The organism is Microbacterium sp. RD1 (assembly GCF_052220165.1).
In the GTDB taxonomy this organism is placed as follows: domain Bacteria; phylum Actinomycetota; class Actinomycetes; order Actinomycetales; family Microbacteriaceae; genus Microbacterium.
This window is the reverse complement of sequence record NZ_JBQPOL010000003.1, coordinates 83504-98063: the sequence shown is the minus strand read 5'-3', so window position 1 is coordinate 98063 and position 14560 is coordinate 83504. Positions and strand designations below refer to the sequence as shown.

The 14560-nt window shown below is 69.8% G+C and carries 14 protein-coding genes; all 14 read left to right on the top strand.

Annotation, left to right across the window (positions count from 1 at the left end; all coding sequences use genetic code 11):
• Window positions 1–109: 109 nt before the first annotated feature.
• The 14 genes from ACTU3I_RS14975 to ACTU3I_RS14910 all read left to right on the top strand — a co-directional run bounded on the left by ACTU3I_RS14975 (window position 110) and on the right by ACTU3I_RS14910 (window position 14521).
• Window positions 110–1492: a lyase family protein gene (locus ACTU3I_RS14975; RefSeq protein WP_442926513.1), complete on the top strand. Its 1383-nt coding sequence runs from the start codon at window positions 110–112 to the stop codon at window positions 1490–1492.
• 61 nt (window positions 1493–1553) lie between these two features.
• Complete coding sequence (locus tag ACTU3I_RS14970; RefSeq protein WP_442926512.1) at window positions 1554–2894, top strand: MFS transporter; 1341 nt, start codon at window positions 1554–1556, stop codon at window positions 2892–2894.
• Window positions 2891–3994, top strand: coding sequence for an alcohol dehydrogenase catalytic domain-containing protein (locus tag ACTU3I_RS14965; protein ID WP_442926511.1), 1104 nt, complete (start codon window positions 2891–2893; stop codon window positions 3992–3994). Before ACTU3I_RS14970 ends, ACTU3I_RS14965 begins: the two co-directional genes overlap by 4 nt.
• Window positions 3995–4015: 21 nt before the next feature.
• Complete coding sequence (locus tag ACTU3I_RS14960; RefSeq protein ID WP_442926510.1) at window positions 4016–5485, top strand: NAD-dependent succinate-semialdehyde dehydrogenase; 1470 nt, start codon at window positions 4016–4018, stop codon at window positions 5483–5485.
• Window positions 5482–6936: a class II fumarate hydratase gene (locus ACTU3I_RS14955; protein ID WP_442926509.1), complete on the top strand. Its 1455-nt coding sequence runs from the start codon at window positions 5482–5484 to the stop codon at window positions 6934–6936. The genes ACTU3I_RS14960 and ACTU3I_RS14955 overlap by 4 nt, the downstream gene beginning before the upstream one ends.
• A 92-nt stretch (window positions 6937–7028) precedes the next feature.
• On the top strand, window positions 7029–8189 hold the full coding sequence (locus ACTU3I_RS14950; RefSeq protein WP_442926508.1) for a CpaF family protein: 1161 nt from the start codon (window positions 7029–7031) through the stop codon (window positions 8187–8189).
• The gene (locus ACTU3I_RS14945) at window positions 8186–9049 is read left to right on the top strand and encodes a type II secretion system F family protein (protein WP_442926507.1); all 864 of its coding nucleotides are present in this window, start codon (window positions 8186–8188) and stop codon (window positions 9047–9049) included. The genes ACTU3I_RS14950 and ACTU3I_RS14945 overlap by 4 nt, the downstream gene beginning before the upstream one ends.
• Window positions 9046–9975: a type II secretion system F family protein gene (locus tag ACTU3I_RS14940; RefSeq protein ID WP_442926506.1), complete on the top strand. Its 930-nt coding sequence runs from the start codon at window positions 9046–9048 to the stop codon at window positions 9973–9975. Before ACTU3I_RS14945 ends, ACTU3I_RS14940 begins: the two co-directional genes overlap by 4 nt.
• 39 nt (window positions 9976–10014) lie before the next feature.
• Entirely contained in the window at window positions 10015–10194 is a 180-nt protein-coding gene (locus ACTU3I_RS14935; RefSeq protein WP_442926827.1) for a hypothetical protein, read from the top strand.
• A gap of 2 nt (window positions 10195–10196) precedes the next feature.
• The gene (locus tag ACTU3I_RS14930; protein WP_442926505.1) at window positions 10197–10619 is read left to right on the top strand and encodes a TadE/TadG family type IV pilus assembly protein; all 423 of its coding nucleotides are present in this window, start codon (window positions 10197–10199) and stop codon (window positions 10617–10619) included.
• Window positions 10594–11064, top strand: coding sequence for a TadE family protein (locus tag ACTU3I_RS14925; protein ID WP_442926504.1), 471 nt, complete (start codon window positions 10594–10596; stop codon window positions 11062–11064). The genes ACTU3I_RS14930 and ACTU3I_RS14925 overlap by 26 nt, the downstream gene beginning before the upstream one ends.
• A complete protein-coding gene (locus ACTU3I_RS14920) occupies window positions 11061–11468 on the top strand; it encodes a pilus assembly protein TadG-related protein (RefSeq protein WP_442926503.1) in 408 nt (135 codons plus the stop codon). The genes ACTU3I_RS14925 and ACTU3I_RS14920 overlap by 4 nt, the downstream gene beginning before the upstream one ends.
• Before the next feature lie 174 nt (window positions 11469–11642).
• Entirely contained in the window at window positions 11643–12827 is a 1185-nt protein-coding gene (locus ACTU3I_RS14915; RefSeq protein ID WP_442926502.1) for a thiolase family protein, read from the top strand.
• A gap of 5 nt (window positions 12828–12832) precedes the next feature.
• A complete protein-coding gene (locus ACTU3I_RS14910) occupies window positions 12833–14521 on the top strand; it encodes a long-chain-fatty-acid--CoA ligase (RefSeq protein ID WP_442926501.1) in 1689 nt (562 codons plus the stop codon).
• Window positions 14522–14560: the final 39 nt, after the last annotated feature.

Here is a 14560-nt window from a genome sequence, read left to right as displayed (position 1 = left end):
GGATGCTGAACGCACTCGAAGAGCGGTCTTGACATGACGTGGAATCCATTCCATTATGGGAACGTGGAATCCATTCCACTCCTATCGTTCCTCGTATCGAAAGCGCTCCATGTCGCCCTTTTCCCTCCTCCTCCAGGTCGCCGGCCCGAGCGCGCACGCTCGCATCTGGTCGGCGGAGTCGTCGGTGGAAGGCTGGCTCGCCTTCGAACGCGCACTGGCGTTGGCGCAGGCCGAAGCCGGGATCATCGATCGGTCGGATGCCCGAGCGATCGCCGCCGCTGCGGTGAAGGAGACGATCGACGCCGAGGAGTTGTGGACCTCGGCGCGCCTGGTCGGGTACCCGATCCTCGGGCTCGTGCGTCAGATCGCCCGCGCGATCTCAGGATCGGCGGCCGGACGTGTGCACTACGGCGCGACCACGCAGGATGTGATGGACACCGCCGTGGCTCTGCAGATGCAGCGTTCGCTGGTCGAGTTCGACCGAGGTCTCGCGCGGCTGGGCGACGGCGTGGTGCGCGTCGTCGAGGAGCATCGTGTCACGGTGATGGCCGCGCGCACTCACGCGCAGCAGGCCGTGCCCACCACGTTCGGCGCCACGATGTCGACCTTCCTCGCACAACTCGCGGCCCTGCGAGTCAGGATCGCCGAAGCCCTGCCCCGCATCGGGATCGTGTCGCTGTACGGGGCGGGGGGAACCAGCGCGGCGTACGGGCCTTCTTCCGCCGCGCTGCGCCGAGATGTCGCCGAGCGCCTCGGCCTCGGTGTGCGGGACGTGCCCTGGCATGTCGACCGCAGCTCACTCGCCGAGTTCGGATGGCTCTGCAGCAACGTCGCCGCCACCTGCGCGCGACTCGCCCGCAACGTCATCGACCTTTCGCGCACCGAGGTCGGGGAGGTGTCCGAGCGCTTCGCCGCCCACCGTGGGGCCTCATCCACGATGCCTCAGAAGACGAACCCGATCTCGTCCGAGATCATCGTGGGCCTGGCGGCGTCGGCCGCCGCGCTGACCGGCGCACTCTCGCGCGTGCAGGAGGCCGGACACGAGCGGGCAGCGGGGGAGTGGCAGATCGAATGGCACATCCTGCCGCAGCTGGCGGAGCTCGCCGGATGCGCGCTCGCCGAGTCCGCTGATCTCGTCGCGGGACTCCAGGTCGACGTCGCGCGGATGCGGGACAACCTCAGCCAAGATGGCGGACTGGTCATGGCCGAGGCGGTGATGATCCGACTCGCCGACAGCTTGGGGCAAGCTCCGGCACACGACCTGGTCTACCGCGCCTCTCGTCGCGCTCGGCAAGACGGCATCGCGCTGCATGGGGCGCTGACGATCGAGCGAGAGGCCGCCGGGACAACAGTCGAACATTTCGAGTTCGGCGTCGAGGACTACCTCGGCGAGGCAGGCGACATCTGCGACGTCGCGATCACCCAGTGGGCAGCGCTCCCCGGCGCGTCTGACATGCCTCCGCCCGAGCCGGCCGCGCTGGCCCACCCCTGAGACGAACGAACCCTCCGGCACCCGGCCGGACGGGCACAATGAAGAGGAGACACTGATGTCCATGACGAAGAGCAGCGCGGCGAAGGCGCCGCCAACGCCCATGAAGGTGGCGCTGGCGAGCTTCATCGGCACGACCATCGAGTGGTACGACTACCTCGTCTTCGGGGCAGCCACGGTTCTGATCTTGAACCCCCTGTTCTTCCCGTCGGAGGACCCGTCCATCAGCAGCCTGGCCGGATTCGGTGCGATCGCCGTGGCGTTCATCGCCCGCCCGCTGGGCGGCATCTTCTTCGGCCATTTCGGTGACCGGATCGGCCGCAAACGTCTGCTCGTGCTCTCGCTGGTGATGATGGGGCTGGGCACCTTTCTGGTGGGACTTCTTCCGACCTACGACCAGATCGGCATGTGGGCGCCGATCCTGCTCGTCACCCTTCGGTTCTTCCAGGGCTTCGCCGTCGGTGGTGAATGGGGCGGTGCTGTTCTGATGTCGCTCGAGCACGCACCACCCAAGCGCCGCGCGTTCTACGCCAGCTTCCCGCAGGCCGGCGTCCCGGCCGGTGTCGTCCTCTCCACCGGTGCGGTCATGATCGTCACGCAGGTCTTCTCCGAGGAGACGCTGCTGGCATGGGGATGGCGGTTGCCCTTCCTCGCCTCTGCGCTGCTGGTGGCCGTGGGCCTCTACATCCGACTCTCCGTCACCGAGTCGCCGGAGTTCCTGGCCAGCAAGGAGAAGCTCGATCTCCCCAAGGTTCCGATCGGTTCGGTGTTGAAGAATCACAAGCGAGCGGTCGTCTCGGGGATGCTGGTGAACCTCGCGCCGAACGGCATCTTCTACATCGCCAGCACGTTCTTCCTCTCCTATGCGACCGTCACACTCGGGATGCCCCGCGAGCTCGTGCTGGTCGCCCTCACCTGCGCCGCCGCGCTCGAGGTGGCCACACTGCCGCTGGTGACGACGCTGGCCGACCGCTGGACGCCGCGAGCATTCGTCATGGCGACCTCGGCACTGGTCGCCGTGGGAGCATTGCCGGTCTTCCTGCTGATCAACACGGGCACGGTCGGCGGGCTGTTCGCCGCCTACCTCCTCGCCCTCCCGATCCTGCACGCCGCCGCCTACGGGGTCAGCGCCGGGTTCATCGCTGAGCTGTTCCCGCCGGAGGTGCGGTACACCGGAGCGTCGATGTCGTACCAGTTCGGTGGAATCCTCTCCTCCGCGCCTGTCCCGATCATCGCTGCGGTGCTGCTCGACACCACAGGCACCTCGACCTCGATCGCGCTCTACCTCATGGTGGCGTGTGCGATCGGCATCGCCGCGGCTTATTGGTCGCCCTCGCGGCGTCGTGCTCGTGTGGTCGCCCGGGCGGCCGCGGAGCTTCCGGCCGAAGAGGTGAGCGCCCCGTGATCGTCACCGCCGCAGTCCTGGAGAACCTGCAGAACGCGAGTCCCTACGCTCAGTCTCGCCCGGTACGGCTGGTCGAGATCGAGCAGCAGGCCCCGGGTCCGGGTGAGGTGCTCATCCGGATGGAGGCCGCGGGACTGTGTCACTCCGATCTGTCGAGGGTCGACGGCAACCGTGTCGGCGTCGTGCCCGTCGTCCTGGGACACGAAGGCTGCGGCCGGGTGGTCGCGCGGGGTGAGGGCGTTGAAGACCTCGAGATCGGTCAGAAGGTGACGACGCTCTTCCACGGCCGGTGCGGACGCTGCGAGACGTGCCGCGCGGGCCAGTGGTCGCTGTGCCCGGAGGGCCTGCGCACCGCCGCGGAGGGCTCGCTTCTGGGCGGCGTGCGCCGGATGCGGCAGGGTGGGGTCGACCTGCACCATCATGCCGGCGTCTCGGCCTTCGCGGATCACGCCGTCGTCAACCGGCAATCGGTCGTGCCGATCCCCGATGCCATTCCCAGCGACGTCGGAGCGCTGCTCGGATGCGCCATCCTCACCGGCGGTGGCGCCGTCCGCAACGCGGGGCGGGTGCGTCCCGGTGACGAGGTGGCTGTCGTCGGACTCGGCGGAGTGGGCTTGGCCGCCGCGATGGTCGCGGCCGGGTACGGCGCTCGCGTCACCGGTATCGACCCGTCGCCGCGGGTGCAGGCGATGGCGCGAGCAGTCGGTGTGGCGGCGGTACGCACGCCCGACGAGGTGGTCGACTCCGGCGCCTCGTACGACTTGGTCGTCGAAGCCGTCGGACGTCCCGAGGCCCTCACCGCGGCCATCGGCCTGACCAACCCCGGGGGACGGACGGTGACCGTCGGGTTGCCGCATCCGTCCGCCACCATCACCCTGTCGCCGGCGATGCTCGTGCTGGAGGCGCGGTCCCTCATCGGCTCGTACTTCGGATCGGGCGACCCCTCGCAGGACATCGCCGAGTACGCGGAGATGTACCTGAGCGGAAAGCTGCCGATCGACGAGCTCATCAGTGAGCACATCCGGCTCGACCAGATCAACGACGCCCTGGACGTCCTCGCCGCGGGCGGTGCGGCGCGCCAGGTGATCGTCTTCGACTAAGACTCGCCAGTGGAGAAGAACATGACACACACGACCACCACACCCACCATCCTCGCCGAGGTCCCCACCGGCCTGTGGATCGGCGGCCGCTCCGTCGATGCGGACTCCGGTGAGACCTTCGCCGTCGAGAACCCTGCGAACGGCGAGATCCTCTGCCGTGTCGCCGACGCCCGCGAGGCCGAGTCGCTTCGAGCACTCGACGCCGCCGCATCGGCACAGGAGGCGTGGGCGGCGACGACTCCCCGCGAACGGTCGGAGATCCTTCGCCGTGCCTACGACATGATCGTCGCTCGCACCGACGAGATCGCCGAGCTCATCACTCTGGAGATGGGCAAGTCCGTCGCGGAATCGCGCGGCGAAGTGGCCTACGGCGCGGACTTCCTGCGCTGGTTCTCCGAGGAGGCGGTGCGCATCACCGGCACGTTCGGGGCGAACCCGACCGGTCCCGGTCGCATCGCCACCATCCGCCAGCCGGTCGGTCCGTGCCTGCTGATCACCCCCTGGAACGTGCCGCTGGCCATGGCCACGCGCAAGGTCGGCCCCGCGCTGGCCGCCGGATGCACCGTGGTGCTCAAGCCCGCCGCGCAGACGCCGCTGACGTCGCTGCTGTTCGCGCGGATCATGCGGGAGGCGGGGCTTCCTGACGGCGTGCTCAACGTCGTCACCACCACGCGGCCCGAGACGGTCTCGGTGCCGCTGATGAGCGACCCGCGCCTGCGGAAGGTCTCGTTCACCGGGTCGACGCCGGTGGGGCGGCTGCTGCTGCGCACTGCCGCCGACCAGGTGCTGCGCACATCGATGGAGCTCGGAGGGAACGCGCCGTTCATCGTGTGCGCCGACGCCGATCTCGATGCAGCGGTCAAGGGCGCGTTGATCGCCAAGATGCGCAACGTCGGCGAGGCCTGCATCGCCGCCAATCGGTTCTACGTGCACGAGGACGTCGCCGACGAGTTCGTCGATCGCTTGGTGACCGCGCTGTCCCAGCTGCAGGTCGGCGACGGGATGGAGCCGGGAACCGACGTGGGGCCGCTCATCGACGGTACGCAGCGCGCCAAGGTGGCCGCTCTCGTCGACGACGCCGTCGCGCACGGCGCCACCGTCGCGCTCGGCGGCACGGTCCCGGATGCCCCGGGGTACTTCTACCCGCCGACCGTGCTGCAGAATGTCTCACCGGAATGCCGGATGAGCAGCGAGGAGATCTTCGGTCCCGTCGCGCCGGTGACGACGTTCCGCGATGACGCCGAGGCGCTGCGCCTTGCCAACGCGACCGAGTTCGGCCTGGTGAGCTACGTCTTCACGCAGGACTTCACTCGGGCGCTGTGGTTCTCCGAGAAGCTGGAATCCGGGATGGTCGGTCTCAACCGCGGCTTCATCTCGAACGCGGCGGCTCCGTTCGGCGGCGTCAAGCAGTCGGGCCTCGGACGCGAAGGCGGCGCCGAAGGCATTGCGGAGTACTTGGAGACGAAGTACATCGCCATGGGGCCGGAATGAGTGCCGGGGTGCGGTGGGAGCACGACTTCGCCGGCGCGGTGGCGGTGCCCGACGAGGCGCTGTGGGGCGCACAGACGCAGCGCGCGCGCGACGCGTTCACGATGAGTTCGCTGCGCCTCCCGTCGTCGTACGTGCACGTGCTGGGGTCGCTCAAGCGTGCCGCCGCCCTCGCAAACGACGAGCTCGGCCTCCTCGACCCCGTGATAGCCGGGGCTGTCGTGCGCGCTGCGGGGGAGGTGGCATCCGGTCGCCATGACAGCCAGTTCGACATCGACCTGTTCCAGACGGGGAGCGGGACGAACATGAACATGAACGCCAACGAGGTGATCGCCAACCGCGCGAACCAGATCCTCGGGCACCCGCTCGGCGGCAAGCATCCGGTGCATCCCAACGACCACGTGAACCTGGGGCAGTCGTCCAACGACGTCACACCCACGGTGATCCACGTCGCCGCTCTCGTCGAGATCGAGCGGCGCCTCGTTCCCGCGCTGGAGCGGCTGCTGGAGTCCCTGCGTGCGACCGCGCAGCGCACCGCGGGAGTGGTCAAGACCGGCCGCACCCATCTGCAGGACGCCGTTCCCATCCGGCTCGGCCAGGAGTTCGACGGGTACGCCGGTCAGATCAAGCGGGGGCTCCGTCGTCTCCGGGCCGCCGCCGAGGGCCTGGCGGAGGTCGCGCTCGGGGGCACGGCGATCGGCACGGGGCTCAACACGCATCCGGCCTTCGCCACTCTGACGCTCGGACATCTCTCGCGCGAATACGGGGTCGAGGTGCGCGAGACCGACGGGCATTTCCAGGCGCAGAACACCGTCGACGAGGTGGTTTTCGCATCCGGCGCGCTCCGGACCATCGCGGTGAGCATTCTGAAGATCGCCGAAGACATCCGGTGGATGGTCAGCGGCCCGCAGGCGGGCTTCGCCGAGATCACGGTCGATCCGCTCGGTATGGGCTCCTCGATCATGCCCGGCAAGACCAACCCCGTGATCGCCGAGGCCACTCTCCAGGTCGTCGCGAAGGTGTTGGGCAACGATGCGACCATCGCTGCGGCCAGCGGTCGCGGCAACTTCGAGATCATCGTGACGTCGCCCGTCGTCGCGCACGCACTCTTGGAGTCGATCGACATCCTCGCCGGGGCGTCCACGGTACTCGCGGAGCGATGCATCGACAGCGTCGAGCCGACTGAGCGGGGTCCGCAGCAGGTGCAGAGGGTGGCGATGCTCGCCACGGCGCTGTCGCCTCTCGTCGGGTACGAGCGGGCGGCGGAGATCATGAAGGCCGCGGCCACCTCGGGGCGAGCGGTTCTGGACGTCGCTCGCGAGGAGCTCGACATCCCCGACGACATCCTCCGGCGTGTCCTCGATCCGGCGTCGATGGCGGGCTGGCACGGCTTCGCGCCGGGGGACGAACGCGGGTTCATGAGCGCGCACGTCGAGGACGCGGCGCGCGCCTGACAGTTCTCCCGCTGCCACGCGGCGGGACCGTCCGCGACTAGGGCTGTGGAGAACTTCGACGCGCCGGGGCGGTCGTTTGCGAGGATTCCCGCATGAGTCTCGCCTTCGCCCCGACGGGTTCGGCGACCGCCGTGGTCGCCGACCGGGTGCGTGAGCGGCTGCGAGCCGAGCAGACCGACCCCACCCGCGAGCCGGAGCTGGCCGCGCGCATCGCGCACAGCGAGGTGCGGCGGCACAACGACTACGCCCTCGCCCGCGGCCTCTCGCCGATCGACGACGAGGCGGGGTGCGTGCGAGACGTGCTCGCGCAGGTCTCGGGATTCGGTCCCCTCCAGGCGTACCTCGACGACCCCACGGTCGAGGAGTTGTGGATCAACGCGCCCGACCGGGTGTTCGTCGCACGAGGGGGCTCCGCCGAGCGCGTTCCGCTCGTCCTCACCGACGCGGTCATCCGCGATCTCGTCGAACGGATGCTGCACAGCAGCGGGCGGAGGGTCGACCTCAGCCAGCCGTTCGTCGACGCGTCGCTTCCCGATGGATCCCGGCTGCACGTCGTGATCCCCGACATCACCCGCGCGCACTGGGCCGTCAACATCCGCAAGTTCCTGCCGCTGTTCCGCGACCTCGACGCTCTCGTGCGAACCGGCTCGATCGACCACGATGCCGCGGCGTACCTCGGTCGTGCGATGAGGGACGGGCGCAGCATCGTCGTGTCGGGGCCGACCCACGCGGGAAAGACGACGCTCCTCGGCGCCCTGGTGGCAGCCGCCGCGCCGGCGCAGCGGATCGTGACGGTGGAGGAGACGTTCGAGCTGGCCGTGGACGCGCCCGATGTGGTGGGGATGCAGGGGCGTCAACCGAGTCTCGAGGGGACGGGTGAGGTGACCCTGCGTCGCCTCGTGAAAGAGGCGCTGCGGATGCGGCCCGACCGCCTCGTCGTCGGCGAGGTGCGCGACGCCGAGGCTCTCGATCTCGTGCTCGCGCTGAATACCGGTGTGCCGTGCGCGGCGACCATCCACGCCAATTCCGCCCCCGAGGCCCTCGTGAAGCTCGCGTCCCTCCCGCTGCTGGCCGGGCGCAACATCGACGCCGCGTTCGTGACGGCGGCCGTCGCGCGCTCGGTCGACGTCGTGGCGCACTGCGAGCGCCGCCAGGACGGCCGTCGGCGAGTGGTCGAGATCGTCGAACCGACCGGACGCGTCCTCGGCGATGCGCCCGAGGTACGGCGGGTCTTCCCTCGGAGCGCGCGATGACACTGCTTCTCGGCGCGACATTGGCCGCCGGGATGCTGCTCACCCTCTCTCCGTGGCTGTGGCCGGCCGGCACTGTCTCATCCCCCGCACCGGCGGCGGCGACCGGAGCGCTTCCGCGGCTTCTGGAGGCGGCAGGCTTCGCGTCCGTGCGCCCTCGCGTGCTGGTCCTGGTGTCGGCGATGGTCGCGGTGCTCACGGCGGCGACCGCGTGGCTCGTCACCGGCGTCCTCGCCTTCGCCGCCGTCGCCGCGATCGCGGGTGCGGCCGCGCCCCTCGGCTGGCTGCGCGCTCGCCGCTCGCGGCTGCTGCGCTCCCGGCGCGCACTCTGGCCCGACGTGTGCGATCTGCTCATCGCCTCCGTGCGTGCGGGCATGTCGCTGCCCGACGCCGTCGCGAGCCTGGCAGCGTCCGCGCCCCCGCCGCTGCGCCCGGCCTTCGCGGCGTTCGCGCGTGATATCGACGCATCCGGCCATTTCGATTCCAGCGTGCAGCGCCTCAAGACGGCCCTGGCAGACCCCGTCGCCGACCGGATCGTCGAGACGCTCCGGATGGCGCGGCAAGTCGGCGGCACGGAGTTGACGACGGTGCTGCGTGCCCTGGCATCGTCTGTGCGGGCCGACGCGACGCTGCGCGGAGAAGTGGAGGCTCGGCAGTCCTGGATCCGCGGCGCAGCGGTTCTCGGCGTCGTGGCGCCGTGGGTCATCCTCGTGCTGCTGGCTCTGCGTCCGGAGGGCGCTCGCGCCTACGGCAGCCCCGAAGGTGTCGGATTGATCCTTGCGGGAGCCGTGGTCTCGGTCGTCGCCTTCCGTCTCATGCTGCGCATCGGCCGGCTCCCCGAACCGCGGCGGTGGTTCGGATGACCCCCGGCATCGTGACCGAGACCGCGATGGCGGTGCTGCTGGGCACGACCTTCGGCATCGGAGTGTGCCTCCTCGCCTCGCTCGCGCCGCGCGTGAGCGCTCCGAGTCTGTCGCGTCGTATTGCTCCGTACCTCCGCGACGTCACCGACCCGCGGGGGCTCGGTCCGGCATTGTCGCCCGTACCCACGATCCGAGAGGCACTCGCCCAGGCGCTGGGGCGTCTGGCCCGCACCATCGGCGGCTCCTCGGCTGTGGACAGGCGCCTGCGCCAAGCGGGCTGGGGAATCGACGCCAACACCTTCCGCGGCCGGCAGCTCGTGTGGGCTCTCGCCGGGCTCGGCGCCGGCGGCGTCATCGTCGTGGTGGTCGCGATGGCCGGCAGTCTCACGCCCGGCGCGGTACTTGTCGCGCCGGTTCTCGCCGGGGTGGCCGCGGTGCTGGCCGACACCCGCCTGACGTGGGCCGCCCGCGCGCGAACGCGGCGCATCGAAGAGGAACTCCCGACGGTCCTGGACTTCCTGGCACTGTGCCTGTCCGCCGGTGAGGGCATCGTCGACTCGTTGCGCCGGGTCGGCGCCGTCGGCTCGGGCGAACTCACCGCCGAGCTGCGGACCACGATGCTCGCCGTCGGAACGGGCCAACCGCTTCCCGAGGCTCTCCTAAGTCTCGGGAAGCGACTCGATGTGCCGGCGCTGTCACGGTCTCTCGACCATCTCGTCGCGGCGCTCGAGAGGGGGGCTCCTCTCGCCCAGGTGCTCCACGCGCAAGCCGCCGACGCGCGGGAAGAGGCCAAGCGTGCGCTCATCGAGCAGTCGGGTCGCAAGGAGATCCTCATGCTCATCCCGCTGGTCTTCCTCATCCTCCCGCTGAGCGTGCTGTACGCGGTCTTCCCGGGAGTCTTCCTGCTTCGACTCGGTATCGGCTGACACAGCCGGGAAAGGAGGGCGCACGTGCAACCGATTCAGATGTGGCGACGCCTACGCACGGCCTGGGGCAATGCGCTCGCCGATGAGCGAGGGGACGTGCCCGGCTGGGTGCTCATCACGCTCATGACGGCCGGCCTGGTCGTGGTGATCTGGGCCCTCGCCGGCCCCGCTCTGGCGCAGCTGTTCGAGCAGGCGATCTCGCGGGTGTCGGGCCTGTAGGCATGGCAGAGCGCCGGCGGATGCGACCCGCCCGGCTCGTGCAGGCGCTTTCGGACGACGCCGGGTCGAGTCCGGTCGAGTTCGTGCTCGTCGGCGCGCTCCTGACGCTCCTCACCATCGGCGTGATGCAGCTCGGCGTCGCCGTGTACGTGCGCAACGTCGTCCACGATGCGGCGGTCGAGGGCGCCTTCCACGCGGCGCTTGCCGACACGACTCTGAGCGACGGCGCTGAGCGCACCCGGCAGATCGTGGCCCGGTCGGTCGGCGAGTCGTACGCGTCCGACGTCGCGGTCACCGAGAGAGCCTCCGCATCGGGCCCGTCGGTGCGGGTCACCGTGCGCACGACGCTCCCGCTCCTCGGGCTTCTCGGGGCCGAGCGCGTTCTGGAGGTGAGCGCGGATGCGCCCGTCGAGACGCTGGAGTGAGGCGATCGGCCTCCGTGACGACACCGGGTCGGCGGCGCTGGAATTCATCTTCGCCGGGCTGCTCTTGCTGGTCCCGGTGGTGTACCTGGTGGTCGCCCTCGGCCAGATCCAGGGGCAGACGCTCGGAGCCGAGGCCGGGGCCCGCCACATCGCGCGGGCGATGTCGACGGCCGCGGGTCCCGCCGAGGCCGACGAGCGAGCCCGGGTCATCCTGGCCACCGTCATCGACGAGTACGGTCTCGAAGCCGACGGCGTCGACCTCGACATCCGGTGCGCCGAGGGAGCCCCCGCCTGTCCGTCCGCCGGCGCGACGGTGATCGTCACCGTCCGCACCGCCGTCTCGCTGCCGCTCGTCCCCCCGGTCCTGCAGCTCGACCGGTTGGCGACGGTCCCCATCGAGGCGACGGCGGTGCAGAAGATCTCCCGGTTCTGGAGCGACGGATGAAGCGGCTCGACGATGAGGGGAGTGTCCTGCTTCTGACGATCGGCTACGCGGTCCTGGCGCTCGTCCTGGTCCTCGTATGCGTGAACGCGACGAGCCTGTATCTCGCGCAGAAGCGCCTCGACGCCGTCGCGGATGCCGCCGCTCTCGCCGCGGCCGACGGCTTCACTCTGACCGTCGTCGGGGGAGAGGCGCGAGCCGATCTATCCGCCGCCGAGCTGCGGGATCAGGCGCAGGAGATCATCGATGTGATGGGCGAGGCAACGCTGGTGTCGGCGTCCAGCCCCGACGGCGTCTCGGCGCGCGTCAGCCTCTCGGCAACGTGGCACCCCCCGATCCTCACGATGTTCGTGCCGGCGGGGATCGAGCTGGGCGCGACCGCGACGAGCCGCAACGCCCTCCGCTGACCCAGCGCGCGGCAGGGCATATCGCGGCATCCGGCGACCCCGGCGGCGATCTGGGCCGAGCCTGCTGCGGGGCGAACGCGGCGCATGTCGCCCATTGTTGTGTCGTGCTGCGCTTGACGTCTGCCGGTCACGACAGATATAAAAGTGATGTCACTTTCACTTCAAGGGAGAACGATGACGGATCTCGACCCGGTGTGGATCATCGATGGCGTGCGGTCGCCTTTCGGCCGATTCGGAGGCGGTCTGCGCGATGTGTCCGTCGTGGATCTGGCGCAGCAGACCTTGCGGGGTGTTCTCCGACGCGCGGACTGGTCGGTCGACGACGTCTCAGAGCTCAACGCGGGAATGGCCATGATCGAGGGCGGTCTCATGGTGCCGGCGCGGCAGTACGCGGTCGCCGCGGGATTCCCGGACACGCTTCCGACGTTGTCGATCGACCGGGCATGCTGCTCCGGCATGACGACGGTGGGTCTGGGGTGGCGGGCCATCCGCGACGGAGCGCATTCGACCGTCGCTCTCGGGATCGAGTCGATGAGCCAGACCCCACGGCTTCTTCACGAGACGCGGTGGGGTTCGAAGCGCGGCGACCTCGTCGTCGAGGACCTTCTCATGCTGCGCAACCCGCTGGCCGGGGGGCAATCGATCGCCCGTACCGCGGGCGAGGAGGCCGTTCGTCGCGGAGTGGGGCGCGAGGAGCAGGACGCGTGGGCGGCGCAGAGTCACGCCCGATACTTCGCGGCGCTCTCCGAGGGGTTCTTCGACGACGAGATCATCCCGATCACCACCCCGAAGGGCGACCTCGCCGCCGATGAGCAGCCGCGAGCAGACAGCGCCCTCGAGAAGCTCGCGCAGCTCACCCCGGTGTATGGCGGACCGACGGTGACGGCGGGAAACGCCCCGGGACTCAACGACGGAGCCGTCGCTCTCGTGCTCGCGGGCTCCCGGGCCGTCGGCGACCGAACGCCTCTCGCACGGGTGCACTCGTATGTGCAGATGGCAGGAGCCCCGACGTCGTCGGTCTTCCTGCCCGGGCTCGCCATCGCGCGAATCCTGGATGAGGCTGGGCTCACTGCGCGCGACGTCGACGTGATCGAGATCAACGAGGCGTTCGCGGCCACGGCCGCCGTCAGTGTCAAAACGCTCGCCGATGGGGACGAGGGGCTCGCCGTGCACCTGGCCGAGCGCACGAACATGAACGGCGGGGCGGTAGCCATCGGCCACCCCACGGGTGCGAGCGGGGCGCGTCTCGTGCTCACTGCGGCCCGCCAACTGCAGCGCACCGGCGGCCGCTGGGCGGTCGCCGCTATCTGCGGCGGGTTCGGTCAGACGGATGCGGTGCTCCTCGAGGCCGTACGGTGACCATCATGAGTGCCGCCGATATCGGCTCCTTTCCGCGTGCGGCGATGAGTGATCCGCCGAGGACGAAGCCGATGCAGTCCACCGTCCCGAGCGTGCAGCTCACCGTGGCGCAGCTGTTCGCTCGCGCCGAGCGGCAATTCCCCCAGAAGCGCATCTTCTCGGCTGCTCCCGGTGAGGCGACGGTGACCTACGCCGAATGGGCGCATCGCACCCGTCGCTTGATGGCGGCGCTGCGCTCGCTGCGGCTGAGTCCCGGCGCGCGCGTGGGGACCTTCGCCTACAACACGCTCCGTCACTTCGAGATCAGCTTCGCCGCGCCGCTGGCCGGCTACGTCTTCCATCCCATCAACGTGCGGTTGCCCGACGACCAGCTGAAGTACATCGTGAACGATGCCGAAGACGAAGTGCTGTTCGTCGATCGCGCGCTCCTGCCCCGCCTCACGGCGCACCTGAGCGAGTTCCCGACGGTCCGGCGGCTCATCGTCATGGGTGACGGCACGGACTCGGGGAGGGATCGCCACGGCGTTCCGGAGCACGTCGTCGTCGACGAGTACGACGAGCTCATCGCTCGAAGAGAACTCGGCGGCATCGATCCCGGAGGAGAGGAACTCGCTGCGACCGTCTGCTACACGAGCGGAACGACCGGGCGACCACGCGGAGTCGTGCACTCCCACCGCGCGATCTGGCTGCATTCCCTCGCTCTGCTGCAGGTCGACGGTCCCGCGATCGGCGAGCGGGACACCGTGCTCCCGTTGGTGCCGTTCTTCCACGCGAACGCCTGGGATCTCGGCTACGCCGCCGCAGCAACGGGGGCAGATCTGGTGATGCCCGGGCCCGACGGCTCCGGCCCGGGCATCGCCGCACTGTTTCCCCGGTTCGGCGTCACGATCGCGACCGCGGTACCGGCGGTATGGTCGCGCGTGCTCCCCGAACTCACTGCGGAGACCTCGAGAAGCATCCGGATGCTGTGCTCGGGCGGCAGCGCGGTGCCGGAACGCCTGAGCGAGCGCTGTCGCGATCTCACGGGGCGGCCGATCATGCAGGTGTGGGGGATGACCGAGACGGCCGCCTTCGCATCGATGAGCCGTACGCGCCCACATCTCGGCGACGATCAGGACGCGAGTCGAACGGTCGCCGTGTCGCAGGGCATCCCGATCGCGGGAGTGGAGGCACGTATCGTCCGCGAAGGGACGCTCGAGGAGCTGCCCTGGGACGGGACCGCGGTGGGGGAGCTGCAGTGCCGGGGGCCGTGGGTCACCAGCCACTATCACGGAGAAGGGCCGGGCGAGTCGAGCACCGCGGACGGCTGGTTCCGCACCGGCGACTCGGCCGCGATCGACGCCGACGGCTACATCCGCCTCAAAGATCGCCTCAAAGACCTCATCAAGTCGGGGGGCGAGTGGGTGCCGTCTGTGGAGGTCGAAGCCGCTTTGCAGCAGCACCCCGACGTCGACATCGTCGGCGTCATCGGGGTGCCGTCCGCCCGGTGGGACGAGCGGCCGATAGCGATCGTCTCGCTCGTGCAGGGCGGCCGGATCGGCCCCGACGAGCTCAGGGAATGGCTGCGTCCACGGCTGGCGAAGCTGTGGATCCCCGACGAAGTGCACATCGTCTCCGATCTGCCCCTCACCTCCCTGGGCAAGGTCGACAAGAAGCAGCTCCGATCGCTCTACGCGCAGGAGACCCGCCCCTGAGCGCCGGTCCCGTCTGACATCCCGTACGCGCGGCGGGGT

Bases quoted from the DNA above. Each gene is read 5' to 3' on its own strand.
- ACTU3I_RS14975 (WP_442926513.1), top strand. From the start codon at position 110: ATGTCGCCCTTTTCCCTCCTCCTCCAGGTCGCCGGCCCGAGCGCGCAC.
- ACTU3I_RS14970 (WP_442926512.1), top strand. From the start codon at position 1,554: ATGACGAAGAGCAGCGCGGCGAAGGCGCCGCCAACGCCCATGAAGGTG.
- ACTU3I_RS14960 (WP_442926510.1), top strand. From the start codon at position 4,016: ATGACACACACGACCACCACACCCACCATCCTCGCCGAGGTCCCCACC.
- ACTU3I_RS14955 (WP_442926509.1), top strand. From the start codon at position 5,482: ATGAGTGCCGGGGTGCGGTGGGAGCACGACTTCGCCGGCGCGGTGGCG.
- ACTU3I_RS14950 (WP_442926508.1), top strand. From the start codon at position 7,029: ATGAGTCTCGCCTTCGCCCCGACGGGTTCGGCGACCGCCGTGGTCGCC.
- ACTU3I_RS14945 (WP_442926507.1), top strand. From the start codon at position 8,186: ATGACACTGCTTCTCGGCGCGACATTGGCCGCCGGGATGCTGCTCACC.
- ACTU3I_RS14940 (WP_442926506.1), top strand. From the start codon at position 9,046: ATGACCCCCGGCATCGTGACCGAGACCGCGATGGCGGTGCTGCTGGGC.
- ACTU3I_RS14935 (WP_442926827.1), top strand. From the start codon at position 10,015: ATGTGGCGACGCCTACGCACGGCCTGGGGCAATGCGCTCGCCGATGAG.
- ACTU3I_RS14930 (WP_442926505.1), top strand. From the start codon at position 10,197: ATGGCAGAGCGCCGGCGGATGCGACCCGCCCGGCTCGTGCAGGCGCTT.
- ACTU3I_RS14925 (WP_442926504.1), top strand. From the start codon at position 10,594: ATGCGCCCGTCGAGACGCTGGAGTGAGGCGATCGGCCTCCGTGACGAC.
- ACTU3I_RS14920 (WP_442926503.1), top strand. From the start codon at position 11,061: ATGAAGCGGCTCGACGATGAGGGGAGTGTCCTGCTTCTGACGATCGGC.
- ACTU3I_RS14915 (WP_442926502.1), top strand. From the start codon at position 11,643: ATGACGGATCTCGACCCGGTGTGGATCATCGATGGCGTGCGGTCGCCT.
- ACTU3I_RS14910 (WP_442926501.1), top strand. From the start codon at position 12,833: ATGAGTGCCGCCGATATCGGCTCCTTTCCGCGTGCGGCGATGAGTGAT.